Source organism: Streptomyces sp. NPDC057617 (genome assembly GCF_042800555.1).
GTDB lineage: Bacteria > Actinomycetota > Actinomycetes > Streptomycetales > Streptomycetaceae > Streptomyces.
Window position 1 is genome coordinate 479,535 of record NZ_JBHVGV010000003.1, and the last position, 19,257, is coordinate 498,791.

The 19,257-nt window shown below is 71.9% G+C and carries 21 protein-coding genes; 16 read left to right on the forward strand and 5 right to left on the reverse strand.

Going from position 1 to position 19,257, the window contains the following annotated elements; genetic code table 11:
• The first annotated feature begins 255 nt into the window (after positions 1-255).
• From ACFU9P_RS10995 to ACFU9P_RS11010, 4 genes are all read left to right on the forward strand, one after another.
• Entirely contained in the window at positions 256-1,560 is a 1,305-nt protein-coding gene (locus tag ACFU9P_RS10995) for an NYN domain-containing protein (RefSeq protein WP_384078686.1), read from the forward strand.
• Positions 1,561-1,729: 169 nt separating this feature from the next.
• Positions 1,730-2,701: an ABC transporter ATP-binding protein gene (locus ACFU9P_RS11000; RefSeq protein ID WP_384078957.1), complete on the forward strand. Its 972-nt coding sequence runs from the start codon at positions 1,730-1,732 to the stop codon at positions 2,699-2,701.
• A gap of 40 nt (positions 2,702-2,741) precedes the next feature.
• Positions 2,742-3,578: an ABC transporter permease gene (locus ACFU9P_RS11005; protein ID WP_376375028.1), complete on the forward strand. Its 837-nt coding sequence runs from the start codon at positions 2,742-2,744 to the stop codon at positions 3,576-3,578.
• A 34-nt stretch (positions 3,579-3,612) separates the two neighbouring features.
• Positions 3,613-4,251, forward strand: a complete 639-nt coding sequence (locus ACFU9P_RS11010) for a DUF2567 domain-containing protein (RefSeq protein WP_384078688.1) — start codon at positions 3,613-3,615, stop codon at positions 4,249-4,251.
• 176 nt (positions 4,252-4,427) lie between these two features.
• On the opposite strand, the gene ybaK is transcribed toward ACFU9P_RS11010, so the two are convergent.
• The 4 genes from ybaK to ACFU9P_RS11030 all read right to left on the reverse strand — a co-directional run bounded on the left by ybaK (position 4,428) and on the right by ACFU9P_RS11030 (position 8,490).
• Positions 4,428-4,931 (reverse strand): Cys-tRNA(Pro) deacylase, encoded by a 504-nt coding sequence (ybaK, locus tag ACFU9P_RS11015; protein ID WP_376375034.1) that lies wholly within the window; start codon positions 4,929-4,931, stop codon positions 4,428-4,430.
• A gap of 45 nt (positions 4,932-4,976) precedes the next feature.
• On the reverse strand, positions 4,977-5,717 hold the full coding sequence (locus ACFU9P_RS11020; protein WP_376375037.1) for an LON peptidase substrate-binding domain-containing protein: 741 nt from the start codon (positions 5,715-5,717) through the stop codon (positions 4,977-4,979).
• 5 nt (positions 5,718-5,722) lie between these two features.
• Complete coding sequence (locus tag ACFU9P_RS11025; protein WP_376375040.1) at positions 5,723-6,751, reverse strand: hypothetical protein; 1,029 nt, start codon at positions 6,749-6,751, stop codon at positions 5,723-5,725.
• A 137-nt stretch (positions 6,752-6,888) separates the two neighbouring features.
• Positions 6,889-8,490: an oxidoreductase gene (locus ACFU9P_RS11030; RefSeq protein ID WP_376375043.1), complete on the reverse strand. Its 1,602-nt coding sequence runs from the start codon at positions 8,488-8,490 to the stop codon at positions 6,889-6,891.
• Positions 8,491-8,699: 209 nt separating this feature from the next.
• On the opposite strand from ACFU9P_RS11030, the gene hisD reads away from it, so the two are divergent.
• The 9 genes from hisD (at position 8,700) to ACFU9P_RS11075 (ending at position 15,728) form a co-directional block, all read left to right on the forward strand.
• Positions 8,700-10,022, forward strand: a complete 1,323-nt coding sequence (hisD, locus tag ACFU9P_RS11035) for a histidinol dehydrogenase (protein WP_384078692.1) — start codon at positions 8,700-8,702, stop codon at positions 10,020-10,022.
• A complete protein-coding gene (locus ACFU9P_RS11040; protein WP_376375048.1) occupies positions 10,019-11,158 on the forward strand; it encodes a histidinol-phosphate transaminase in 1,140 nt (379 codons plus the stop codon). Before hisD ends, ACFU9P_RS11040 begins: the two co-directional genes overlap by 4 nt.
• On the forward strand, positions 11,155-11,748 hold the full coding sequence (hisB, locus tag ACFU9P_RS11045) for an imidazoleglycerol-phosphate dehydratase HisB (protein ID WP_376375051.1): 594 nt from the start codon (positions 11,155-11,157) through the stop codon (positions 11,746-11,748). The genes ACFU9P_RS11040 and hisB overlap by 4 nt, the downstream gene beginning before the upstream one ends.
• Complete coding sequence (locus ACFU9P_RS11050) at positions 11,745-11,912, forward strand: hypothetical protein (RefSeq protein ID WP_046500898.1); 168 nt, start codon at positions 11,745-11,747, stop codon at positions 11,910-11,912. The genes hisB and ACFU9P_RS11050 overlap by 4 nt, the downstream gene beginning before the upstream one ends.
• A gap of 13 nt (positions 11,913-11,925) precedes the next feature.
• Positions 11,926-12,579 (forward strand): imidazole glycerol phosphate synthase subunit HisH, encoded by a 654-nt coding sequence (hisH, locus tag ACFU9P_RS11055; protein ID WP_384078694.1) that lies wholly within the window; start codon positions 11,926-11,928, stop codon positions 12,577-12,579.
• A gap of 18 nt (positions 12,580-12,597) precedes the next feature.
• Positions 12,598-13,332, forward strand: a complete 735-nt coding sequence (priA, locus tag ACFU9P_RS11060; protein WP_376375348.1) for a bifunctional 1-(5-phosphoribosyl)-5-((5-phosphoribosylamino)methylideneamino)imidazole-4-carboxamide isomerase/phosphoribosylanthranilate isomerase PriA — start codon at positions 12,598-12,600, stop codon at positions 13,330-13,332.
• Positions 13,329-13,763, forward strand: a complete 435-nt coding sequence (locus ACFU9P_RS11065; RefSeq protein ID WP_384078696.1) for a RidA family protein — start codon at positions 13,329-13,331, stop codon at positions 13,761-13,763. Before priA ends, ACFU9P_RS11065 begins: the two co-directional genes overlap by 4 nt.
• Positions 13,760-14,515, forward strand: a complete 756-nt coding sequence (hisF, locus tag ACFU9P_RS11070; protein WP_376375062.1) for an imidazole glycerol phosphate synthase subunit HisF — start codon at positions 13,760-13,762, stop codon at positions 14,513-14,515. Before ACFU9P_RS11065 ends, hisF begins: the two co-directional genes overlap by 4 nt.
• A gap of 292 nt (positions 14,516-14,807) precedes the next feature.
• A complete protein-coding gene (locus ACFU9P_RS11075) occupies positions 14,808-15,728 on the forward strand; it encodes an alpha/beta hydrolase (protein WP_384078699.1) in 921 nt (306 codons plus the stop codon).
• A gap of 69 nt (positions 15,729-15,797) precedes the next feature.
• Here the strand turns inward: ACFU9P_RS11075 and ACFU9P_RS11080 are convergent, their stop codons facing one another.
• Entirely contained in the window at positions 15,798-16,430 is a 633-nt protein-coding gene (locus ACFU9P_RS11080; protein WP_376375068.1) for a TIGR03085 family metal-binding protein, read from the reverse strand.
• An 83-nt stretch (positions 16,431-16,513) separates the two neighbouring features.
• On the opposite strand from ACFU9P_RS11080, the gene hisI reads away from it, so the two are divergent.
• The 3 genes from hisI (at position 16,514) to ACFU9P_RS11095 (ending at position 19,149) form a co-directional block, all read left to right on the forward strand.
• On the forward strand, positions 16,514-16,888 hold the full coding sequence (gene hisI, locus ACFU9P_RS11085) for a phosphoribosyl-AMP cyclohydrolase (protein WP_046500891.1): 375 nt from the start codon (positions 16,514-16,516) through the stop codon (positions 16,886-16,888).
• A 69-nt stretch (positions 16,889-16,957) separates the two neighbouring features.
• On the forward strand, positions 16,958-18,460 hold the full coding sequence (locus ACFU9P_RS11090; protein WP_384078702.1) for an anthranilate synthase component I: 1,503 nt from the start codon (positions 16,958-16,960) through the stop codon (positions 18,458-18,460).
• Between the two features lie 14 nt (positions 18,461-18,474).
• Entirely contained in the window at positions 18,475-19,149 is a 675-nt protein-coding gene (locus ACFU9P_RS11095) for a TIGR02234 family membrane protein (protein ID WP_384078704.1), read from the forward strand.
• Positions 19,150-19,257 lie beyond the last annotated feature (108 nt).

Here is a 19,257-nt window from a genome sequence, read left to right on the forward strand (position 1 = left end):
TGCCTCCTGCGGGGGGTGAGTCGGGACTCCAGGGCCGGGTTCAGAGTCACATAGGCCAGGAAACGCCGCATTTTGGATCATTGCCGTGTGTAGTGGTGCCTTGTCACGCCTGTGGCCGCTGATCCGTCGCCGATTCGTTCCTGATCCGCCACGCCGATGATCGAGTTCCGGACGTTAAGCCTCTTGCCGTCGGGCAGACTCGAAGCAAACCCGCAGTAACTCCCGATCTCCCGACCCCGAAGTTCCCGAAAGAGGGTGGAACGCGTGGACCGCTGCGTCGTCCTGGTGGACGCCGGCTATCTGCTGGGCGCCGCCGCGAGCCTTCTCGCCGGGGAACCGGCACGTTCCCGTATCTCCGTCGACCACGCCGCCCTGATTCAGGGCCTGCGCGAGCGCGCAGAGGCCGATACGGAGCGGCCGCTGCTCCGTATCTACTGGTTCGACGGCGCCCCCGACCGGGTCCCGCAGCCGGAGCACCGGAGACTGCGGGTCATGTCGAGAGTCACCGTACGACTGGGTGCGCTCACTCGGAGTGACGGGCGCTGGGCGCAGAAAGGCGTCGACGCGGCGATGCACGCGGAGCTGACGGAGCTGGCCAGAAATCGCGCTTGCTCCGATGTGGTGCTCGTGACCGGGGACGGGGATCTGCTACCGGGGCTGATGTCGGCCAAGGAGCATGGCGTCGCCGTACACCTCTGGGCGGTGCAGGCCGCGGACGGTGACTACAACCAGTCCGAGGATCTGGTGGCCGAGGCGGACGAGCGGCGGGTGCTGGACCGGTCCTGGATCACCAAGGCCGTACGCGCGAAGGATCTGGGCGGGGTCTGCGCGCCTCCGCCCGCCCCGCGGCCCGAGATCGCGGCGATCCTCTCCGCGCCGCTGCCCGAGTCGGCGCTGGCAGCGTCGGCGGAGCGGGCGGCGGAGGCTGAAGCGGAGGCGGAGGCCAGGGCGCGGGCGAGTGGGCGGCGGAACGGGGCGTCGGCGTCGGCGGGGGCGTCCGGGGCGGGCGTTGAGCAGGGGGCCGCGGAGGGCCACGCGGAGGGCAATGCGGCGGGGGCCGGTGGGAAGAGCGTTCCCACGCCCAAGGATCTGGCGGGGCTGCGCGCGCCCGGGCCGGCGGCGCAGCAGGCCGCGGGGGCGACGCTTCGCTGGTCCTCCGACAAGGGGTGGGTCGAGCGGCCCGGCGGCGGTACGGCAGGTGAGCCCCCGGAGACCGCTTCGCTGCCGACGCTGGCGCAGCTCACCAGCGCGGAACAGCGCTGGGCGGACCGCGAGGAGGACATCACCACGGTGGGCGGGGACCCGTTCGAGGTCGGGCAGGTCTTCGCGCGGCGCTGGATGGAACGGCTGCCGGACGCGAGCCATGTTCAGAAGCTGTCGGTGATGTACCCGCGGGTGCCGCACCGTATCGACGGGGAGCTGTTGCGGTACGCGGCGCGGTTCGGGCTGCTGGCGCACAAGGACGACCAGATCGATGAGCATGACCGATATGCGATCCGGGCGGGGTTCTGGCGGGAGATCGACGTACGAGCGGCGGCGGACAAGGCGCCGCAGGGGTAGTGCGGGTGCGCCTGCTGCGCCGGCCCCGCCCGGCTGCCGGATCGTCCTCGATCGCCGGACGGGCTGATATTGCCGGACGGCTTGGAAATGCGGCCGGCACCCGGCACCACCCCGGTGCCGGGTGACTGGGGCTTCCGGGGACCACGTATGGTCGTTGTTCGTGAGTACGGTGTGCGTGGTGCGCGGCTTGGTGAAGACGTATCCCGCCGCGCGCGCTCGACGGGGCGCCCCCGCCGCCCCCGCGGTCCGTGCCACCGACGGCATCTCGCTCGATGTGCGGCGCGGGGAGATCTTCGGGCTGCTCGGCCCCAACGGTGCCGGCAAGTCCACGCTCGTACGGCAGCTCACCGGACTGATGCGGCCCGACTCCGGCGAGGTCGAGGTTCTCGGGCACGATCTGGTGCGCCACCCCGAGCGCGCCTCGCGGCTCATCGGTTATCTCGGGCAGGAATCCACCGCGCTCGACGAGCTGACCGTTTCGCTCGCCGCCGAGACCACCGGCCGGCTGCGCGGCCTCGCGCTGCGGACGGCGCGGGCCGAGCGGGACGTGGTGCTGGAGGAGCTGGGGCTCACCGAGATCGCCGGGCGGCCGCTGAAGAAGCTGTCGGGCGGGCAGCGGCGGCTCGCCTGTTTCGCCGCGACGCTGGTCGGCGAGCGGGCCGTACTCGTGCTGGACGAGCCCACCACCGGGATGGACCCCGTCGCGCGGCGCGCGGTGTGGGCCGCGGTGGACCGGCGGCGGGCCGAGCACGGCGCGACCGTGGTGCTCGTCACCCACAATGTGATCGAGGCCGAGACCGTACTCGACCGGGTCGCCGTGCTGGAGCGCGGCAAGGTCATCGCCTGCGACACCCCGTCCGGGCTGAAGGAGCAGGTCGCCGGTGAGGTCCGGGTGGAGCTGGTGTGGCGCGAGCGGGCGCCGCTGGACGTGCCCGAGGTCGCCGCGCTGCGCGGTTCCGCGCAGGAGTCCGGGCGCCGGTGGGTACTGCGGCTCGCCCCGGACGAGGCGCGCGCGGCCGTCGCCGCGGTCACCGGCGGCGCCGCCTTCGCCGCGCTGGACGACTTCACGCTCGCCACGCCGAGCCTGGAGGATGTGTACCTGGCACTCGGCGGACGGACGAAAGGGCTGGTGAAGGCATGAGCGCCGCCCTCGGGTACGGAGCGAACAGGAGCAGCGCCAGGTGAGCATCGTGCCCGCGGAGGCCGTGTCCGGGAGACCAGGAACAGCGGCGGACGCCCCGAACCGGCCGGATCCCGCCGAGCCCGCGCCCCTCGCGCCCCGGGCGCGGCTGCTGCCGTCGCTCTCCGCCGTCTACCGCGCGCAGCTCTCCCGGGCACGGGTCGCCCGCATTCCGCTGCTCTTCGTGGCGACCTTCCAGTCCGTCGGGATCATGGTCCTGATGCGGGGCGTCGTCGACGGCGGCGCCGAGTCGCGGGCGGTCGTCGCCGGGTCGAGCGTGCTGGTCGTCGCGTTCGTGGCGCTGAACCTGCTCGCGCAGTACTTCGGGCAGCTCCGGGCGAGCGGCGGCCTCGACCACTACGCGACGCTGCCGGTGCCGCCCGCCGCGGTGGTGCTGGGCGCGGCCGGTGCGTACGCCTCGTTTACCGTGCCCGGCACCGTGGTCACAGCCGTCGCCGGAAGCGTTCTCTTCGAGCTGCCCCTCACCCATCTCTGGGTGCTGGTGGCGGTCATCCCGCTCTCCGGCGCGGCCCTCGCCGGGCTCGGCGCGGCGCTCGGGCTGCTCGCGCCGCGCCATGAGGTGGCCACCCTGCTGGGCCAGCTCGGCATGTCCGCGGCACTGCTGCTCGGCGTACTGCCCGCGGACCGGCTGCCGGGGGCCCTGGTGTACGCGCGCGATCTGCTGCCGTCCACCTACGGTGTCGAGGCGCTCGCCCGTACCTTCGACGCGCGTCCCGACTGGGGGGCCGTGGGGCTCGACCTCGCGGTGTGCGCCGCCGTCGGTGTGTTCTCGCTGGCCGTGGCGACCCGGGCGTACCGGCGCGCGGCGGTCCGATGAGGCATGACGGGGCCGGGCCTGGCACGATGGCACCGTGACCGCACCTCTGACGCCGCCTCACCAGCCACCGCACGATGATCCCTGGCAGTCACCGCCGGCCGGGGCCCTGTCCTTCGCCGGGGACGACGGGGAGAAGGGCGCCTCCGACACGAAGGCCGAGCTGCGCCAGGCGGTGGTGGTGCTGGTGGCGGTCGCGGTGTCGGGGGTGGCGCTGGGGCTGCTGTGGCTGTGGCTGGCGCCGCGGGTGCCGCTCATCTCGGACGCCACGGCGGTCTTCCTCAAGGACACGGAGGGCGAGGAGGCGATCGCGGCGGACGGTGTGTTCCTGCTGCTGGCCCTCGGCTTCGGTGCGGTGAGCGGTGCGCTGGTGTTCCTCTTCCGCAGGCGCGGCGGGATCCCGCTGGTGCTGGGGCTGGCGCTGGGCGGGCTGCTGGGGGCGGTGCTGGCGTGGAAGGTGGGGACGTGGCTCGGGCCCACGCCGGATGTGGTGGCGCATGCGAAGGCGGCGGGTACGGGGGCGACGTTCGACGCGCCTCTCGAACTCAACGCGAAGGGGGCGTTGCTGGGGTGGCCGGTGGCCGCGCTGGTGGTGCACTTGGCTCTGACGGGGTTGTTCGGGCCGCGGGATCCTGAGCCGGTGCCGGACTGGACGTGGGGGCCGTCGGAGAGGTGACGTTGCGGTTGCGGGTGCGCCTGGTTTGCCGGGTCCGCCCGGCTGGCCGGTTCGTCCTCAATCGCCGGACGGGCTCAATTTTGCTGGGCGGCACCGGTTGTGCACCCGGCACCGGGGTCACCGGTTCCGTCCTCAATCGCCGGACGGGCTTGATCTGCCGGGCATCCGGCGCCGGGCTATGTACGGCCGATGGGGGCCACCGTTGCTGACGTGAGCGTCGTCAGGTCTTTCGGGGACAGTTCGACCTCCAGGCCGCGGCGGCCCGCCGAGACGCAGATCGTGGGGTGCGACTCCGCGGACTCGTCCAGGACCGTGCGCAGGCGTTTGCGTTGGCCGAGGGGGGAGATGCCGCCCCGGACGTAGCCGGTCGTACGTTCCGCCGCCGCCGGGTCCGCCATCGCCGCGCGTTTGCCGCCGACCGCCGCGGCCAGCGCCTTGAGGTCGAGGGAGCCGGCGACCGGGACGACCGCCACGGTCAGTTCGCCGTCGACGTCCGCGACCAGGGTCTTGAAGACACGGTCGGGGGAGACACCCAGCGCCTCTGCCGCCTCCTCGCCGTACGACGGGGACGCGGGGTCGTGCTCGTACGCGTGGAGGGTGTACTCCGTACCCGCCGCGGTCAGCGCGACCGTCGCCGGGGTGCCTCCGGACTGGGGCTGCTTCTTGGGCTTCTTCGCCAAGGCGGTGAATCCTCGAATCGGTCGGGAAGGGGCGGGCGGGGGGCGTCAGTTGGGGCTGGGCGGGGTGTGCGTCAGCGTCACCGCGGGCAGCGAGGGGAAATGGCGGATCACCGCCGTCTCCGCGCGCAGGAGTTTCAGCTCCTCGCGCAGCCGCGCCGCGATGTCCGGCGCCTCCAGCAGCCGCTGCTTCGCGGGGGTGCCGAGGACGACCGCCGCCGCGACCAGATACGACACGACCGAGGGCTCGTCGGGGAGTTCGTCGCCGGTGGAGAGGGAACGTTCGCGCGCGCCCGCCAGGCGCTTCTGGTAGCTGCGGAACGCCCGCAGCACACCCTCGGCCAGCGCCTGCGCCCCCTCGCCCGTCTCCTCCGTGAGGTCCTCCACCTCGGCCGTCAGATACGGGCCGCTCGCGTCGACCGAGAGCAGTCTGACCCGGGTGGTCCCGGTCGCCACCACCTCGAAGCTGCCGTCGGGGCGCTCCCGGATCGTCGCCGCGTCCGCGACGCACCCCACCGGGTGGAAGGCGGCGAGGGGTTCGGGGCCGAAACCGGCGGCGGGGCCCCGCTCGGGCACGGCCGTCGGATCCGGCATCCCCGGCGCGGTCCGCGCGACTTCGTGCCCGTCACGAATGGCGACCACAACAAAGCGGCGCGGCTCGGAGTCGTCCGTCTTGAGCAGCTCACGCATCATCGCGCGGTAGCGCTCCTCGAAGACGTTCAGCGGCAGGACGAGGCCCGGGAACAGCACCGCGTTCAGCGGGAAGAGAGGGAGGCGTGCGGTGGTCACAACGGTCAAGCGTAATGGCCGCGGGGCGGTCTCCGTCCGGGTCTGTTCCGCAAAGGCATCGACGAGGCCACCTGGATCCTGGCGCGGTCGCGCGTTTCCAGGAACTGGCCCAGCGGATCGTCGGTGAAACAGGTCCACGGGAAGGACGTCGCGTACGGTCCGACCAGCCGGAACTGTTCCAGCGCCGCGCTCCAGCGCCCCCGCTCCGCCAGGACGTACGCCAGCAGATTGCGTACCTCGGCCGGCCAGGGATCGCCCGCCTCGTACTCGGCGGAGACCGTGATCGCGAGGTCGGCGGCCCTGTCGATACGGTCCGCCTGTACGGAGGTCAGCCGGCCGCCCAGCAGTTGCGTGAAGGCGGCCCGTACCGGCAGCGCGCGCACCAGGGAGCCCGGGAGCGCGTCGTACGCCGCCTGTTCGGCGAAGTCGAAGCACTCGCGGTGCGAGCCGTACCACTGGGCGGAGAGGTACTGGAGCGCCGCGACATGGCAGCCGTAGTGGTGCGAGGAGCGCCTTATGGCCTGCTCCCACAGCGACTCGAACGCGGAGTGCGTGGCATGCGTACCGCGCGCGTGGTCGAGCGCGACGCGCCAGGGCACCGGATCGCGCGGATCGCCGTCGGCTGCGGCGTCGATCAGCGGGCCGGTCTCGCGCAGCCGTTCCGCGCGGGCGGGCGACTCCCAGGCCCTGCGGATGGCGAGTTCGGCCTTGACGAGCAGCGCGTCGGGGTCGCGGGGGGTGGCGCTCAGCCAGGCGGTGAGCCAGGCCTCCCGGCCGTGGGCGAAGGCCGCCAGCCGCATCACATAGCGGTCGCGGTTCTCCCACTCGGCGGATTCCCGGGTGGTCGCGAGCAGCTTCGCGGCCTGTTCGTACTCGCCGAGCGCGGCGGAGACCAGCGCGGGGCCGAGCCGTTCGTCGGGTGCGTCGAGGAGCACCGCGTCGTCCGGCGGCAGCCCGGCGACAAGCTGCGGGGTGTGCCGGACCATACGCGCGGTGCTGATCAGGGCGCGAAGCAATGACATGGTGCGGACCATTGAAAACCGCAGGTGGCGGACGCGCCAGGGGGCTGCTGTGAAGCTTTCGTATCGGGCCGGAGGGTTGTCCTGCCCGAAGTCAAGGGGTGGTAAAGAAACCCGGCACCTGTGTGCCCGGGGCGGGGACCCCGAACCGTCTAACCGCGGCGCAGCAGTCTCGACGCTCCCGTTGCCACCGTTGTCGCCAGGATCCAGCCCAGCAGTACCAACGCCGCCGCCGCCCACTGCCAGCCGCCCGTCAGCAGCCAGTAGCCGTCCTGGCCGAGGTTGATCACCGGGATCAGCAGATCCAGCGCGTAGAGCGCCGGATTCCACTCCGGGTGCTCCGTCGCCTTGATCGAGCGCGGCGCGTGGTGGGCGAAACCGATCGTGCCCGCGCCCCACAGCACCGCCATCCACAGCGCCGCCCGGCCCGGCCGGTAGCCGTACGCCACCGTCCAGTCCTGGAGGTATCCCCAGAGCTTGGCCGCCAGCGGCAGCGTCTCGCGGCGGCGCCGCTGCTTGGCGAGCAGCACCTCGCGCGCGTCCGCGTCCTCGCCGCTGTTGCGGAGCACCTGCGCCAGCCGCTCGTACGGTTCCGGGGAGTACTCGGGGGTCGCCGCCGCCACCCACTCCAGCCGCCGGAGCAGCGGGAAGTGGCCGAACGGGACGAGGTTCTCGTACACGAAACCGCCCATCGCCAGACCGCCGGGTCCCGGCCAGCTCGTCGACATGTCGACCAGGGTGACGATCTTCGCGCCGCTCAGGACGACCCTGCCCTCCTCCGGGCGCTCGCACTTGAACCGCAGTTCGGGAGTGACGATCCTGCGCAGCGACAGCTCCTCCGTCGCCGCCAGGAAGAAGCGTGCCTGGTCCACATCGACCGCGTCCCCGAACCGCCCGTCGTCGAGCCGTACCCCGCCCCGGCATTCGAACGGCTGCAGCCGGGTGCCGTGCAGCGGGGTGGAGACCCGCCCGATGCCGTGCGGCGGGGTCGTCCCCGGCGCGCCGCTCTCGTCGCTGATCCACGCGCCCGTCATGTACAGCGACCGTTCCACCGTGAGCTGCGGGGCGTTGAGCGCGCGCCGCTCCGCCGCGGCGCGCAGCCTGCTCCCGCGCAGGCTCAGCGACACGCCGATCTTGGCGCCGCGCAGACTGACCTCGCCGTATGTCTCGATCTGATCGGCCTGGAGGTCCTGTGCGACGGACATCCCGTCGGCGGTGATGGCCCGGCCGAGCCGGTCGGGCCGTACAACGATCTGGCTGATCAGCAGATCCGTACCGATCTGCGCGTCGGTCAGCCGGATACCGCGGTCGACCCGGCAGCGCGGCAGATGGAGATCGCCCTCGGTGTGCAGCCGGGCCGCCTCCAGCCGTGGAATCGCGCAGCCCACCATCCGCAGTGTGGTGAAGTGTGATTCGGGCAGCACCACTTCGTTCTCGAAGCGGCAGTGGTTCAGCTCGACGTACGGCGCGATCGTGCCGCCCGCGAGATTGAGCGTCCCGGTGATCTGGACCCCGCGCAGCTTCAGCGCGGCGACCCGGCCCGGCAGCGCGGCGGGCCCGCTGAGCAGCAGCAGGGCGACGACCCGGGCGCGCACACTGCGCTCGGTGCCCCAGGGGCGCGGTGAGAACGGATCGTTGAGCAGCGGATCCGCGGTGCTCAGGTCGTACATGCTGCCGTTGCGGAACGACTGCCACATGCCCAGTTCCGCCGCGCTGAGCCAGTCGGGAGATTCGTCGTCCTGCGGCTCGGTCACTGCCGCCTCCGCTTCCCCTGATCAAATACAGCCTGATCGAATACAGATGGTCACAGATGCATCACAGACGGTTCTTGAATGGTCCGTACAACGGTTGTTCCCGCTCAGTGACGAGCTGAACGCTAGTGGTGCGGTGGGGCTTCCGGGACGTGTATCAGCCAGTGATACGGGCGTCCGGCGGCCTGGTCCGGTCTGCGAGAATTGACCCCGTGATCTCACGAATCGACCTGCGCGGCGATACCCTCCCCGAGGGCGGAGCCCTGCGTGATCTGCTGCCCCGAGCCGAGTTCGACGTGGAAGCCGCCCTGGAGAAGGTGCGGCCCATCTGCGAGGACGTACGCCATCGCGGCACGGCGGCGCTGATCGAGTACGCGGAGCGGTTCGACGGTGTGACGCTGGAGCGGGTACGGGCGCCCGAGCGGGCGCTGGGAGCCGCGCTGGAGGCGCTCGATCCGGCCGTACGGGCCGCTCTTGAGGAGTCGATCCGGCGGGCCAGGGTGGTCCACGAGGCACAGCGGCGCGGTACGACCACCACGCAGGTCGTCCCCGGCGGCACGGTCACCGAGCGCTGGGTCCCGGTCGAGCGAGTGGGCCTGTACGCGCCGGGCGGCCGGTCCGTCTACCCGTCCTCGGTGGTCATGAACGCGGTGCCGGCGCAGGTGGCGGGCGTCGAGTCCATCGCCCTGGCCTCGCCGGGCCAGCGGGAGTACGGCGGTCTGCCGCACCCGACGATCCTGGCCGCCTGCGCGCTGCTCGGGATCGACGAGGTGTACGCGGCGGGCGGCGCCACGGCCGTCGCGATGTTCGCGTACGGGACCGAGGAGTGCGCCCCGGTGAACATGGTCACCGGGCCCGGCAATGTCTGGGTCGCCGCCGCCAAGCGCTACTTCACCGGCCGGATCGGTATCGACGCCGAGGCCGGCCCCACCGAGATCGCGATCCTCGCCGACTCCACCGCCGACCCGGTGCATGTCGCCGCGGACCTGATCAGCCAGGCCGAGCACGACCCGCTGGCCGCCGCCGTCCTCGTCACCGACTCCGTCGAGCTGGCCGACGCGGTGGAGAAGGAGCTGGAGCCGCAGACCGCCGCGACCAAGCACATCGACGACCGGGTGGTCCCCGCGCTCTCCGGCCGGCAGTCCGCCGTCGTCCTGGTCGGCTCCGTCGAGGACGGCCTGCGGGTCGTCAACGCGTACGGCGCCGAGCACCTGGAGATCCAGACCGCCGACGCCTCCGGGGTGGCCGCGCGGGTCCGCAACGCCGGTGCGGTCTTCGTCGGCCCGTACTCCCCGGTCTCGCTCGGCGACTACTGCGCGGGCTCCAACCATGTGCTGCCGACCGGTGGTTGTGCCTGCCACTCCTCGGGGCTCTCCGTCCAGTCCTTCCTGCGCGGCATCCACGTCGTGGACTACAGCGAGGACGCGCTCGCCGAGGTCGCCCACCATGTGGTGACGCTCGCGGAGGCGGAGGACCTGCCGGCGCACGGCGCGGCGGTGAAGGCAAGGTTCGGATGGCAGGTGCCCGGCAAGTGACCGGCTCAGCATCCTCCGGCAGCGGCGATCGTTTCGGCATCGACGATCTGCCCGTACGGGACGAACTGCGCGGCAAGACCCCGTACGGCGCGCCTCAGCTCGACGTCCCCGTACAACTCAACACCAACGAGAACCCGTACCCCCTGCCTGAGCCCCTCGTGGAGCGGATCGCCGAGCGCGTCCGCGAGGCCGCCCGCGGGCTCAACCGCTACCCCGACCGGGACGCCGTCGAGCTGCGCACCGAGCTGGCCGCGTATCTCACCCGTACCGGAAAGCACCCGCTGACCGCCGCGAACGTCTGGGCGGCCAACGGCTCCAACGAGGTCATCCAGCAGCTCCTCCAGGCCTTCGGCGGCCCCGGCCGTACCGCCATCGGCTTCGAGCCCTCGTACTCGATGCACAGCCTCATCGCCCGCTCCACCGGCACCGGCTGGATCTCCGGGCCGCGCAACGAGGACTTCACCATCGACCTGGAGGCGGCGCGCGCGGCGATCGCGGAGCACCGGCCCGATGTCGTCTTCATCACCTCGCCCAACAACCCCACGGGCACGGCGGTCGACGCCGGAACGGTCCTCGCGCTGTACGAGGCGGCCCAGGCGGGCCGGAAGACACTGGTCGTGGTGGACGAGGCGTATGTCGAGTTCAGCCACCGCGCCTCCCTGCTGCCGCTGCTGGCGGGCCGCCCGTATCTCGTCGTCTCCCGCACGATGTCCAAGGCCTTCGGCGCGGCGGGACTGCGGCTCGGCTATCTCGCGGCGCACCCCGCCGTGGTCGACGCCGTCCAGCTGGTGCGCCTGCCGTACCACCTCTCCGCCGTCACCCAGGCCACCGCGCTCGCCGCGCTGGAGCACACCGATACGCTGCTCGGGTACGTCGAGACGCTGAAGGCCGAGCGGGACCGGCTGGTCGGGGAGTTGCGGGCGATCGGATACGAGGTCACCGAATCGGACGCCAACTTCGTCCAGTTCGGCCGCTTCGAGGACTCCCACACGGCCTGGCGGCGCCTCCTCGACCGGGGCGTCCTGGTCCGTGACAACGGCGTACCGGGCCGGCTGCGGGTCACCGCGGGCACCCCGTCCGAGAACGACGCGTTCCTCGACGCGGTACGTGACCTCAAGAAGGAGCAGAGCGCATGAGCCGCATCGGCCGTGTGGAACGCAGTACGAAGGAAACCTCCGTCGTCGTCGAGATCGACCTCGACGGCACGGGCCGGGTGGATGTGGCGACCGGGGTCGGCTTCTACGACCACATGCTCGACCAGCTCGGGCGGCACGGCCTGTTCGACCTCACGGTGAAGACCGAGGGCGATCTGCACATCGACACGCACCACACCATCGAGGACACCGCCCTCGCCCTCGGCGCCGCCTTCCGGCAGGCGCTCGGCGACAAGGTCGGCATCTACCGCTTCGGCAACTGCACGGTCCCGCTGGACGAGTCGCTCGCCCAGGTGACCGTGGACCTGTCGGGGCGCCCGTATCTCGTGCACACCGAGCCCGAGAACATGGCGCCGATGATCGGCACGTACGACACGACGATGACCCGGCACATCCTGGAGTCCTTCGTCGCCCAGGCCCAGATCGCACTGCATGTGCACGTTCCGTACGGGCGGAACGCGCACCACATCGTGGAGTGCCAGTTCAAGGCGCTGGCGCGTGCCCTGCGGTACGCCGCCGAGCGTGACCCGCGCGCGGCCGGAATCCTTCCTTCGACCAAGGGCGCCCTATGACCGGCCTGTCGACACTTCTGATCATCGTGGGCCTGTTTCTGGCCGGAGGTGTCTACTCCTTCTCCAAGCAGAAGATGCCCAAGGGCGTGATCGTGCTGCTCGGGCTGTGTTCCGCGCTCTGCCTGATCGCCGGAGTGCTGCGTATCCAGGGGATCTGGGAATGACGGGGATCTGCGAATGACCAACAGCGGTACGAGCCGGAAGAGCGTGGTCGTCTTCGACTACGGATTCGGCAATGTCCGGTCCGCGGAGCGGGCCCTCGCCCGGGCCGGCGCCGAGGTCGAGATCACCCGCGACTTCGACCGCGCCATGAACGCCGACGGACTCCTCGTCCCCGGGGTCGGCGCCTTCGCCGCCTGTATGAAGGGGCTCACCGCCGCCCGCGGCGACTGGATCATCGGCCGCAGACTCGCCGGCGGCCGTCCCGTCCTGGGCATCTGCGTCGGTATGCAGATCCTCTTCGAGCGCGGCATCGAGCACGGGGTCGAGACCGAGGGCCTCGACGAATGGCCCGGTACGGTCGCGCCGCTGGCGGCGCCGGTCGTCCCCCACATGGGGTGGAACACCGTCCAGGCGCCGGAGGACAGCGAACTGTTCGCCGGGCTCGACGCCGGGGAGCGCTTCTACTTCGTCCACTCGTACGCGGTGCACGACTGGAATCTGGAAGTCACCAACCCCCGGATCCGCGCCCCCAAGGTCACCTGGTCCACCCATGGCGAGCCGTTCGTCGCCGCCGTGGAGAACGGCGCGCTGTGGGCCACCCAGTTCCACCCCGAGAAGTCCGGCGACGCCGGTGCCACGCTGCTGACCAACTGGATCGGAACCCTCTGAATGTCACCCGAGGTTCTTGTGCCGAAGCTCGAACTCCTCCCCGCCGTCGATGTCCGCGACGGCCAGGCCGTACGCCTGGTGCACGGTGAGTCCGGTACGGAGACGTCCTACGGCTCCCCCCTCGAAGCCGCCCTCGCCTGGCAGCGCTCCGGCGCCGAGTGGCTGCACCTCGTCGATCTCGACGCCGCCTTCGGCACCGGCGACAACCGGGAGCTGATCGCCGGGGTCACCGCCGCCATGGCGGACACCGGCATCAAGGTCGAACTCTCCGGAGGCATCCGCGACGACGCCTCTCTCGCCGCGGCCCTCGCCACCGGCTGCACCCGGGTCAACCTCGGCACGGCCGCGCTGGAGACCCCCGAGTGGGTCGCGCGGATCATCGCCGAGAACGGTGACCGGATCGCGGTCGGTCTGGACGTACGGGGCACGACCCTGCGCGGCCGGGGCTGGACGCGGGACGGCGGCGACCTGTACGAGACGCTGGCCCGGCTGGACTCCGAGGGCTGCGCCCGCTACGTCGTCACCGACATCGCCAAGGACGGCACCCTCCAGGGCCCCAATCTGGAGCTGCTGAAGAACGTCTGCGCCGCGACCGACAAGCCGGTCGTCGCCTCCGGCGGCGTCTCCTCGCTGGCCGATCTGCGCGCCCTCGCCTCGCTCGTACCCGTGGGCGTCGAGGGCGCGATCGTCGGAAAGGCGCTGTACGCCAAGGCGTTCACCCTGGAAGAGGCGCTCGCGGCGGTGGCCGGATGACCGCCGGAGCGGGAGCGGCCGACACGGGCGCCACAGGCACGGGCGTCAGAAGGGTCTCGTCCGGCGGCCCCTGGGAGGAGGCCTTCGGCTACTCCCGCGCGGTCGAACTCCCCAACGGCCTGGTCCTGGTGTCCGGCTGCACCTCCGTGGTCGACGGCAGGATCGCGGAGGGCGGCCCGTACGAGCAGGCGAGGACCGCCTTCGGCGTCGCGATCAAGGCGCTCGGAAAGCTGGGCCTCGGCGCCGAGCATGTCGTCCGTACGCGTATGTACATCACCCATGTCAGGGACGCCGACGAAGTGGGGCGGGCGCACAAGGACCTGTTCGATGCCGTACGTCCGGCCGCCTCGATGGTCGTCGTCGCCGGGCTGATCGACCCGAGCCTGTTCGTCGAGGCCGAGGTCGAGGCGTACCGGGGAGGTACCCGGTGACTCTTGCCGTACGGGTCATCCCCTGCCTGGACGTGGACAACGGCCGGGTCGTCAAGGGCGTCAACTTCCAGAATCTGCGGGACGCCGGCGACCCCGTCGAGATGGCCGAACTGTACGACGCGGAGGGCGCCGACGAGCTGACGTTCCTCGACATCACCGCGTCGTCCGGCAACCGCGAGACCACCTATGACGTGGTGCGCCGCACCGCCGAGCAGGTCTTCATCCCGCTCACCGTCGGCGGCGGCGTCCGGACCCCCGAGGATGTCGACAAGCTGCTGCGGGCCGGCGCGGACAAGGTCGGGGTCAACACCGCGGCCATCGCGCGGCCCGAGCTGATCCGGGAGATCGCCGAGCGGTTCGGGCGGCAGGTGCTGGTGCTGTCGGTCGACGCGCGCCGTACGCCGTCGGGCTCGTTCGAGGTCACCACGCACGGCGGGCGCCGGGGCACCGGGCTCGACGCGGTCGAATGGGCGCACCGGGCGGCCGAGTTGGGGGCGGGTGAGATCCTGCTCAACTCGATGGACGCGGACGGTACGAAGGACGGCTACGACACCGAGATGATCGCGGCCGTACGCCGGCATGTGACCGTGCCCGTCATCGCGTCGGGCGGCGCGGGCCGGCTCGCGGACTTCGCGCCCGCGGTCGAGGCGGGCGCGGACGCCGTGCTGGCGGCCTCCGTCTTCCACTTCGGTGATCTGCGGATCCCGGAGGTCAAGAACGCGCTGCGGGAAGCGGGCCATCCGGTGCGCTGAGGCCGGGTGTTGACGCTGTTCGTTGACGTGGGCGCTGTCGCGGGCGTCGGCGCGGGCCCCGTGCGGGCCCGTGCGGGCGCCGGCTCGGGTGCTGACCCGGTGCTGCTTGCGGTCCGGGTCAACACCCGCGTGCACCGCTCCGTTTGTGAAATCGGGTGGATTCCGGTGAAATCCGGTGAAGACTGACGGCTTCCGGTGAAGACCGGTGAACTCACTGGTGCTTTTCGGGCGAATGCACCGGGACAGTGGAAGCGCCAGCCGTCACGACCTCGTCACCGAGAGGGCCCCCACCGTGCAGCAGCAGCTCGCTCAGCCGCGTACCCCTGCCCGTATCCGCCGGATCCGCACGGTCAGAGGCTTACTCGCCGCGACCGCCGCGACCGGCGGTCTCCTCGCCGCCTCGCTCCCCGGTACGGCCGCGGCGGCGGCCAATCCGTACGAGCGCGGACCGGCCCCGACCGTCGCCAGTATCGAGGCCCCTCTCGGCCACTACACCGTCTCGCAGACCACCGTCGCGCGGTCGAGCGTCACCGGCTTCGGCGGCGGTACGGTCTACTACCCGGCCTCCACCGCGGACGGCACCTTCGGCGCGGTCGCCATCGCGCCCGGCTTCACCGGTACCCAGTCGAGCATCGCCTGGTACGGGCCCCGACTCGCGTCGCAGGGCTTTGTCGTCTTCACGATCGACACCGTCACCGTGCTCGACCAGCCCGCAAGCCGGGGCCGTCAACTCCTCGCCGCACTCGACTATCTGACAGGCGGCAGCTCGCCGGTCATAAACCGGATCGACCCCGCCCGGCTGGGCGTCATGGGCCACTCCATGGGCGGAGGCGGCTCCCTCGAAGCCGCCAAGAGCCGTACGTCCCTGAAGGCGGCGATCCCGCTCACCGGCTGGAACCTGGACACCACCTGGCCCGAGGTCCGTACACCCACCCTGGTCGTCGGGGCCGACGGCGACACGGTCGCGCCGGTCACGGTGCACTCCGAGCCGTTCTACACGTCGCTGCCCTCCGCCCTCGACAAGGCGTATCTGGAGCTGAAGGGCGCGGTGCACCGGACGCCGATCACCGCCAACACCACGATCGCGAAATACAGCGTCTCCTGGCTGAAGCGGTTCATCGACGCGGACACCCGCTACGAGCAGTTCCTGTGCCCGCTGCCCGCGCCGGGCCCGACGATCGCCGAGTACCGGGGGAACTGCCCGCACTCCTGAGGGCTTTCGGTGCGGCCGTACGGGCCGTACGGCCGGCTCTTCGGCACGACCGTACGACCGTACGGCCGCTCAGATCCCGAGCTTCGCCTCCTGGACCCGCGCGATCGCGTCCTTGTCGCCGTCCAGCTCCACATCCGCCGCGCTCTGCCGCCCGAACACGAACAGCACCAGCTCACCCGGCTCGCCGGTGACCGTCACCACGGGCGTGCCGCGGTGGGCCACCGCCGTCTGGCCGTCCGGACGGCGCAGCACCAGGCCCACCGGGGACCTGCGCCCCAGCATCCGGCCGCCCTTCTCCACCCGCGACCACAGCGTGTCCGCGAAGACCCGGTCCAGCTCGCGCGGAGTCCAGTCGGGCTGCGCCCGCCGGACGTCCTCGGTGTGCACATAGAACTCGATCGCGTTGGCCGCCTCGTCGATCTGCTTGATGCCGTACGGGGAGAGCCGCGGCGGTCCCGTACGGATGAGCTGGATCAGCTCCTCGTACGGCTTCGCGACATATTCGGCCTGGACCCGCTCCATCCGGTTCCTGAGCGCGGGCACCAGCAGCCCGCCGGCCGCGTCGGGGCGGCGCTCGCGCACCACCACATGGGCCGCGAGGTCCCGGGCGAGCCAGCCCTCGCAGAGGGTCGGCGCGTCGGGCCCCGCCGCTTCCAACAGATCGGCGAGCAGAAGCCGTTCACGCTTGGCATGGGTCGACATGGCACCCAGCGTACGGCGGCCGGGACCCGTCCGCCCAGTGGACACCGGGCCGGCCGGCGGCGCGGGCGCGGCACAATGAACACATGAGCAGCACCGGTACCCCCGGCCCGGGCGGCGGACTCGACCCCGCCATCGCGGACCGCCTCAAGCGCACCCCCGACGGACTGCTTCCGGCCATCGCCCAGCAGTACGACACCGGCGAGGTGCTGATGCTGGGCTGGATGGACGACGAGGCCCTGCACCGCACCCTCACCACAGGACGCTGCACCTACTGGTCGCGCAGCCGCCGCGAGTACTGGGTCAAGGGCGACACCTCCGGCCATGTCCAGCACGTCAAGTCCGTCGCGCTGGACTGCGACGCGGACACCGTGCTGGTCCAGGTCGACCAGGTGGGCGCCGCCTGCCACACCGGCGCCCGCACCTGCTTTGACGCCGATGTCCTGCCGCTCGGACGGTGACCGGACCGGGTGTCCCGTCGCTCGAACAGTGACAGAACCGGCCCGTCACACCGAGTAGGGTCAGCCGCCATGCACCTTGAGACCTTCCGCAAGCTGGCGGTGGACCGCCGCGTCATCCCCGTCAGCCGGCGTCTCCTCGCGGACGGCGACACCCCGGTCGGCCTGTACCGCAAGCTCGCCGCCGAGCGCCCCGGCACCTTCCTGCTGGAGTCCGCGGAGAACGGCCGCTCCTGGTCCCGCTACTCGTTCGTCGGGGTACGGTCCGCCGCCACGCTCACCGAGCGCGACGGCCGTACCCACTGGCTCGGCACCCCGCCCGTCGGCGTCCCCGTGGACGGCGACCCGCTCGCCGCGCTGCGCGCCACCGTGGAGACCCTGCACACCCCGCGCGACCTCCCCGCCGGCATGCCGCCCTTCACCGGGGGCATGGTCGGCTACCTCGGGTACGACATCGTCCGCCGCCTGGAGAAGATCGGCGAGCACGCCCGCGACGACCTGCGGATCCCCGAGCTGACCATGCTGCTCACCTCGGACCTCGCCGTACTGGACCACTGGGACGGCACGGTCCTGCTGATCGCCAACGCGATCAACCACAACGACCTGGACACCGGGGTGGACGAGGCGTACGCGGACGCCGTCGCCCGGCTCGACGCGATGGAGGCCGATCTGGCCGAGCCGGTCCACTCCGCGCCGGCCGCGCTGCCCGCCTCCGAACTGCCCGAGTACACCGCGCTCTGGGGCGGTCCCGACTACCGGGCCGCCGTCGAGGACATCAAGGAGCGGATCAGGGCGGGCGAGGCCTTCCAGGTCGTCCCGTCCCAGCGGTTCGAGACCCCCGTCAGCGCGAGCGCCCTGGATGTCTACCGGGTGCTGCGGGCCACCAACCCGTCGCCGTACATGTACCTCATGCGCCTGCCCCACGAGGACGGCGGGACCTTCGATGTGGTGGGCTCCAGCCCGGAGGCCCTGGTCAAGGTCGAGGACGGACGGGCCATGGTGCATCCGATCGCCGGGACCCGCCCCCGGGGCGCCACCCCGCAGGAGGACCAGGCGCTCGCCGAGGAGCTGCTCGCCGACCCCAAGGAGCGCGCCGAGCACCTCATGCTCGTCGACCTCGGCCGCAACGACCTGGGCAGGGTCTGCGCGCCCGGCACCGTCGAGGTGGTGGACTTCATGTCGGTCGAGCGCTACTCGCACGTCATGCACATCGTGTCCACCGTCACTGGCCGGGTCGCGCAGGGCCGTACCGCCTTCGACGTGCTGACCGCCTGCTTCCCCGCGGGCACGCTCTCCGGGGCGCCCAAGCCGCGTGCCATGCAGATCATCGACGAGCTGGAGCCCACCCGGCGCGGGCTGTACGGCGGCTGCGTCGGCTATCTCGACTTCGCCGGGGACTCCGACACGGCCATCGCCATCCGTACCGCCCTGCTCAGGGACGGTACGGCCTATGTCCAGGCGGGCGCGGGCGTGGTCGCCGACTCCGACCCGGTCTCCGAGGACATCGAGTGCCGCAACAAGGCGGCCGCCGTGCTCCGGGCGGTGCATACCGCCAACCGGCTGAACACCGGGTGACACGGTAGGGGATAGTGGGGTACGTGAGTGCCGTACCCGTACCCCAGCCCCGCCCCGCCGCCCAGGCGGGCACCGCGCCCGGCCGCGGCCGACGCGGTCTCGCGGCGGCCCTGCTCCTCGGTGCCGTCGGCGCCGCCGTGGCGCTGATCGCCTCCGGCCAGATATGGGCCGAGGGCACGGCGGCCGTCGGCGGCGGTTCCGTACCGCTCGACGCCGACGGCCGTGATGTGACCGGAGTCCCCGCGGCCCTCGCCGTCGTGGGACTCGCGGCGCTCGTCGCCGTCTTCGCCGTCCGCAGCGCCGGGCGGCTGCTGGTCGCCGCCCTGCTGGCGCTGAGCGGCGCGGGAGCGGCCCTGGCCGCGTTCCTGGGCGCCTCGGACAGCGCGGCCCTGGACGAGCTGGCCGCGAAGACCACCGGGGACACCGCCGCGACGGTGGACGCCCTGAGCCATACCGCCTGGCCCTATGTGACCGCGGCCGGCGGCGTGCTGATCCTGCTCGCGGGGGTGCTGGCGGTGCTGTACGGCAGCCAGTGGCCCGCGATGTCCGGGCGGTACGAGCGGACCGGCGGCCCCGGCACGGGCGCCGCCGGGCGTGGTCCCGGCCGTACGCCCACGGTGGACCCCGACCGTCCCGAGGACCTGTGGAAGGCCCTGGACCGGGGCGAGGACCCGACGCGCGAGAGCTGAACCACATCGCCCGACCCCGCGCCGCCGAACGGGTGGCGCATGCGGGACAATGTCGGTCGAGCGTCCGACGCACACTCCGACACACTGCACATCAGGACATCAGGAACG

Bases quoted from the DNA above. Each gene is read 5' to 3' on its own strand.
- ACFU9P_RS11090 (WP_384078702.1), top strand. From the start codon at position 16,958: ATGCACCTTGAGACCTTCCGCAAGCTGGCGGTGGACCGCCGCGTCATC.
- hisH (WP_384078694.1), top strand. From the start codon at position 11,926: ATGACCAACAGCGGTACGAGCCGGAAGAGCGTGGTCGTCTTCGACTAC.
- ACFU9P_RS11025 (WP_376375040.1), bottom strand. From the start codon at position 6,751: ATGGTCCGCACCATGTCATTGCTTCGCGCCCTGATCAGCACCGCGCGT.
- hisI (WP_046500891.1), top strand. From the start codon at position 16,514: ATGAGCAGCACCGGTACCCCCGGCCCGGGCGGCGGACTCGACCCCGCC.
- ACFU9P_RS11080 (WP_376375068.1), bottom strand. From the start codon at position 16,430: ATGTCGACCCATGCCAAGCGTGAACGGCTTCTGCTCGCCGATCTGTTG.
- ACFU9P_RS11065 (WP_384078696.1), top strand. From the start codon at position 13,329: ATGACCGCCGGAGCGGGAGCGGCCGACACGGGCGCCACAGGCACGGGC.
- ACFU9P_RS11050 (WP_046500898.1), top strand. From the start codon at position 11,745: ATGACCGGCCTGTCGACACTTCTGATCATCGTGGGCCTGTTTCTGGCC.
- hisB (WP_376375051.1), top strand. From the start codon at position 11,155: ATGAGCCGCATCGGCCGTGTGGAACGCAGTACGAAGGAAACCTCCGTC.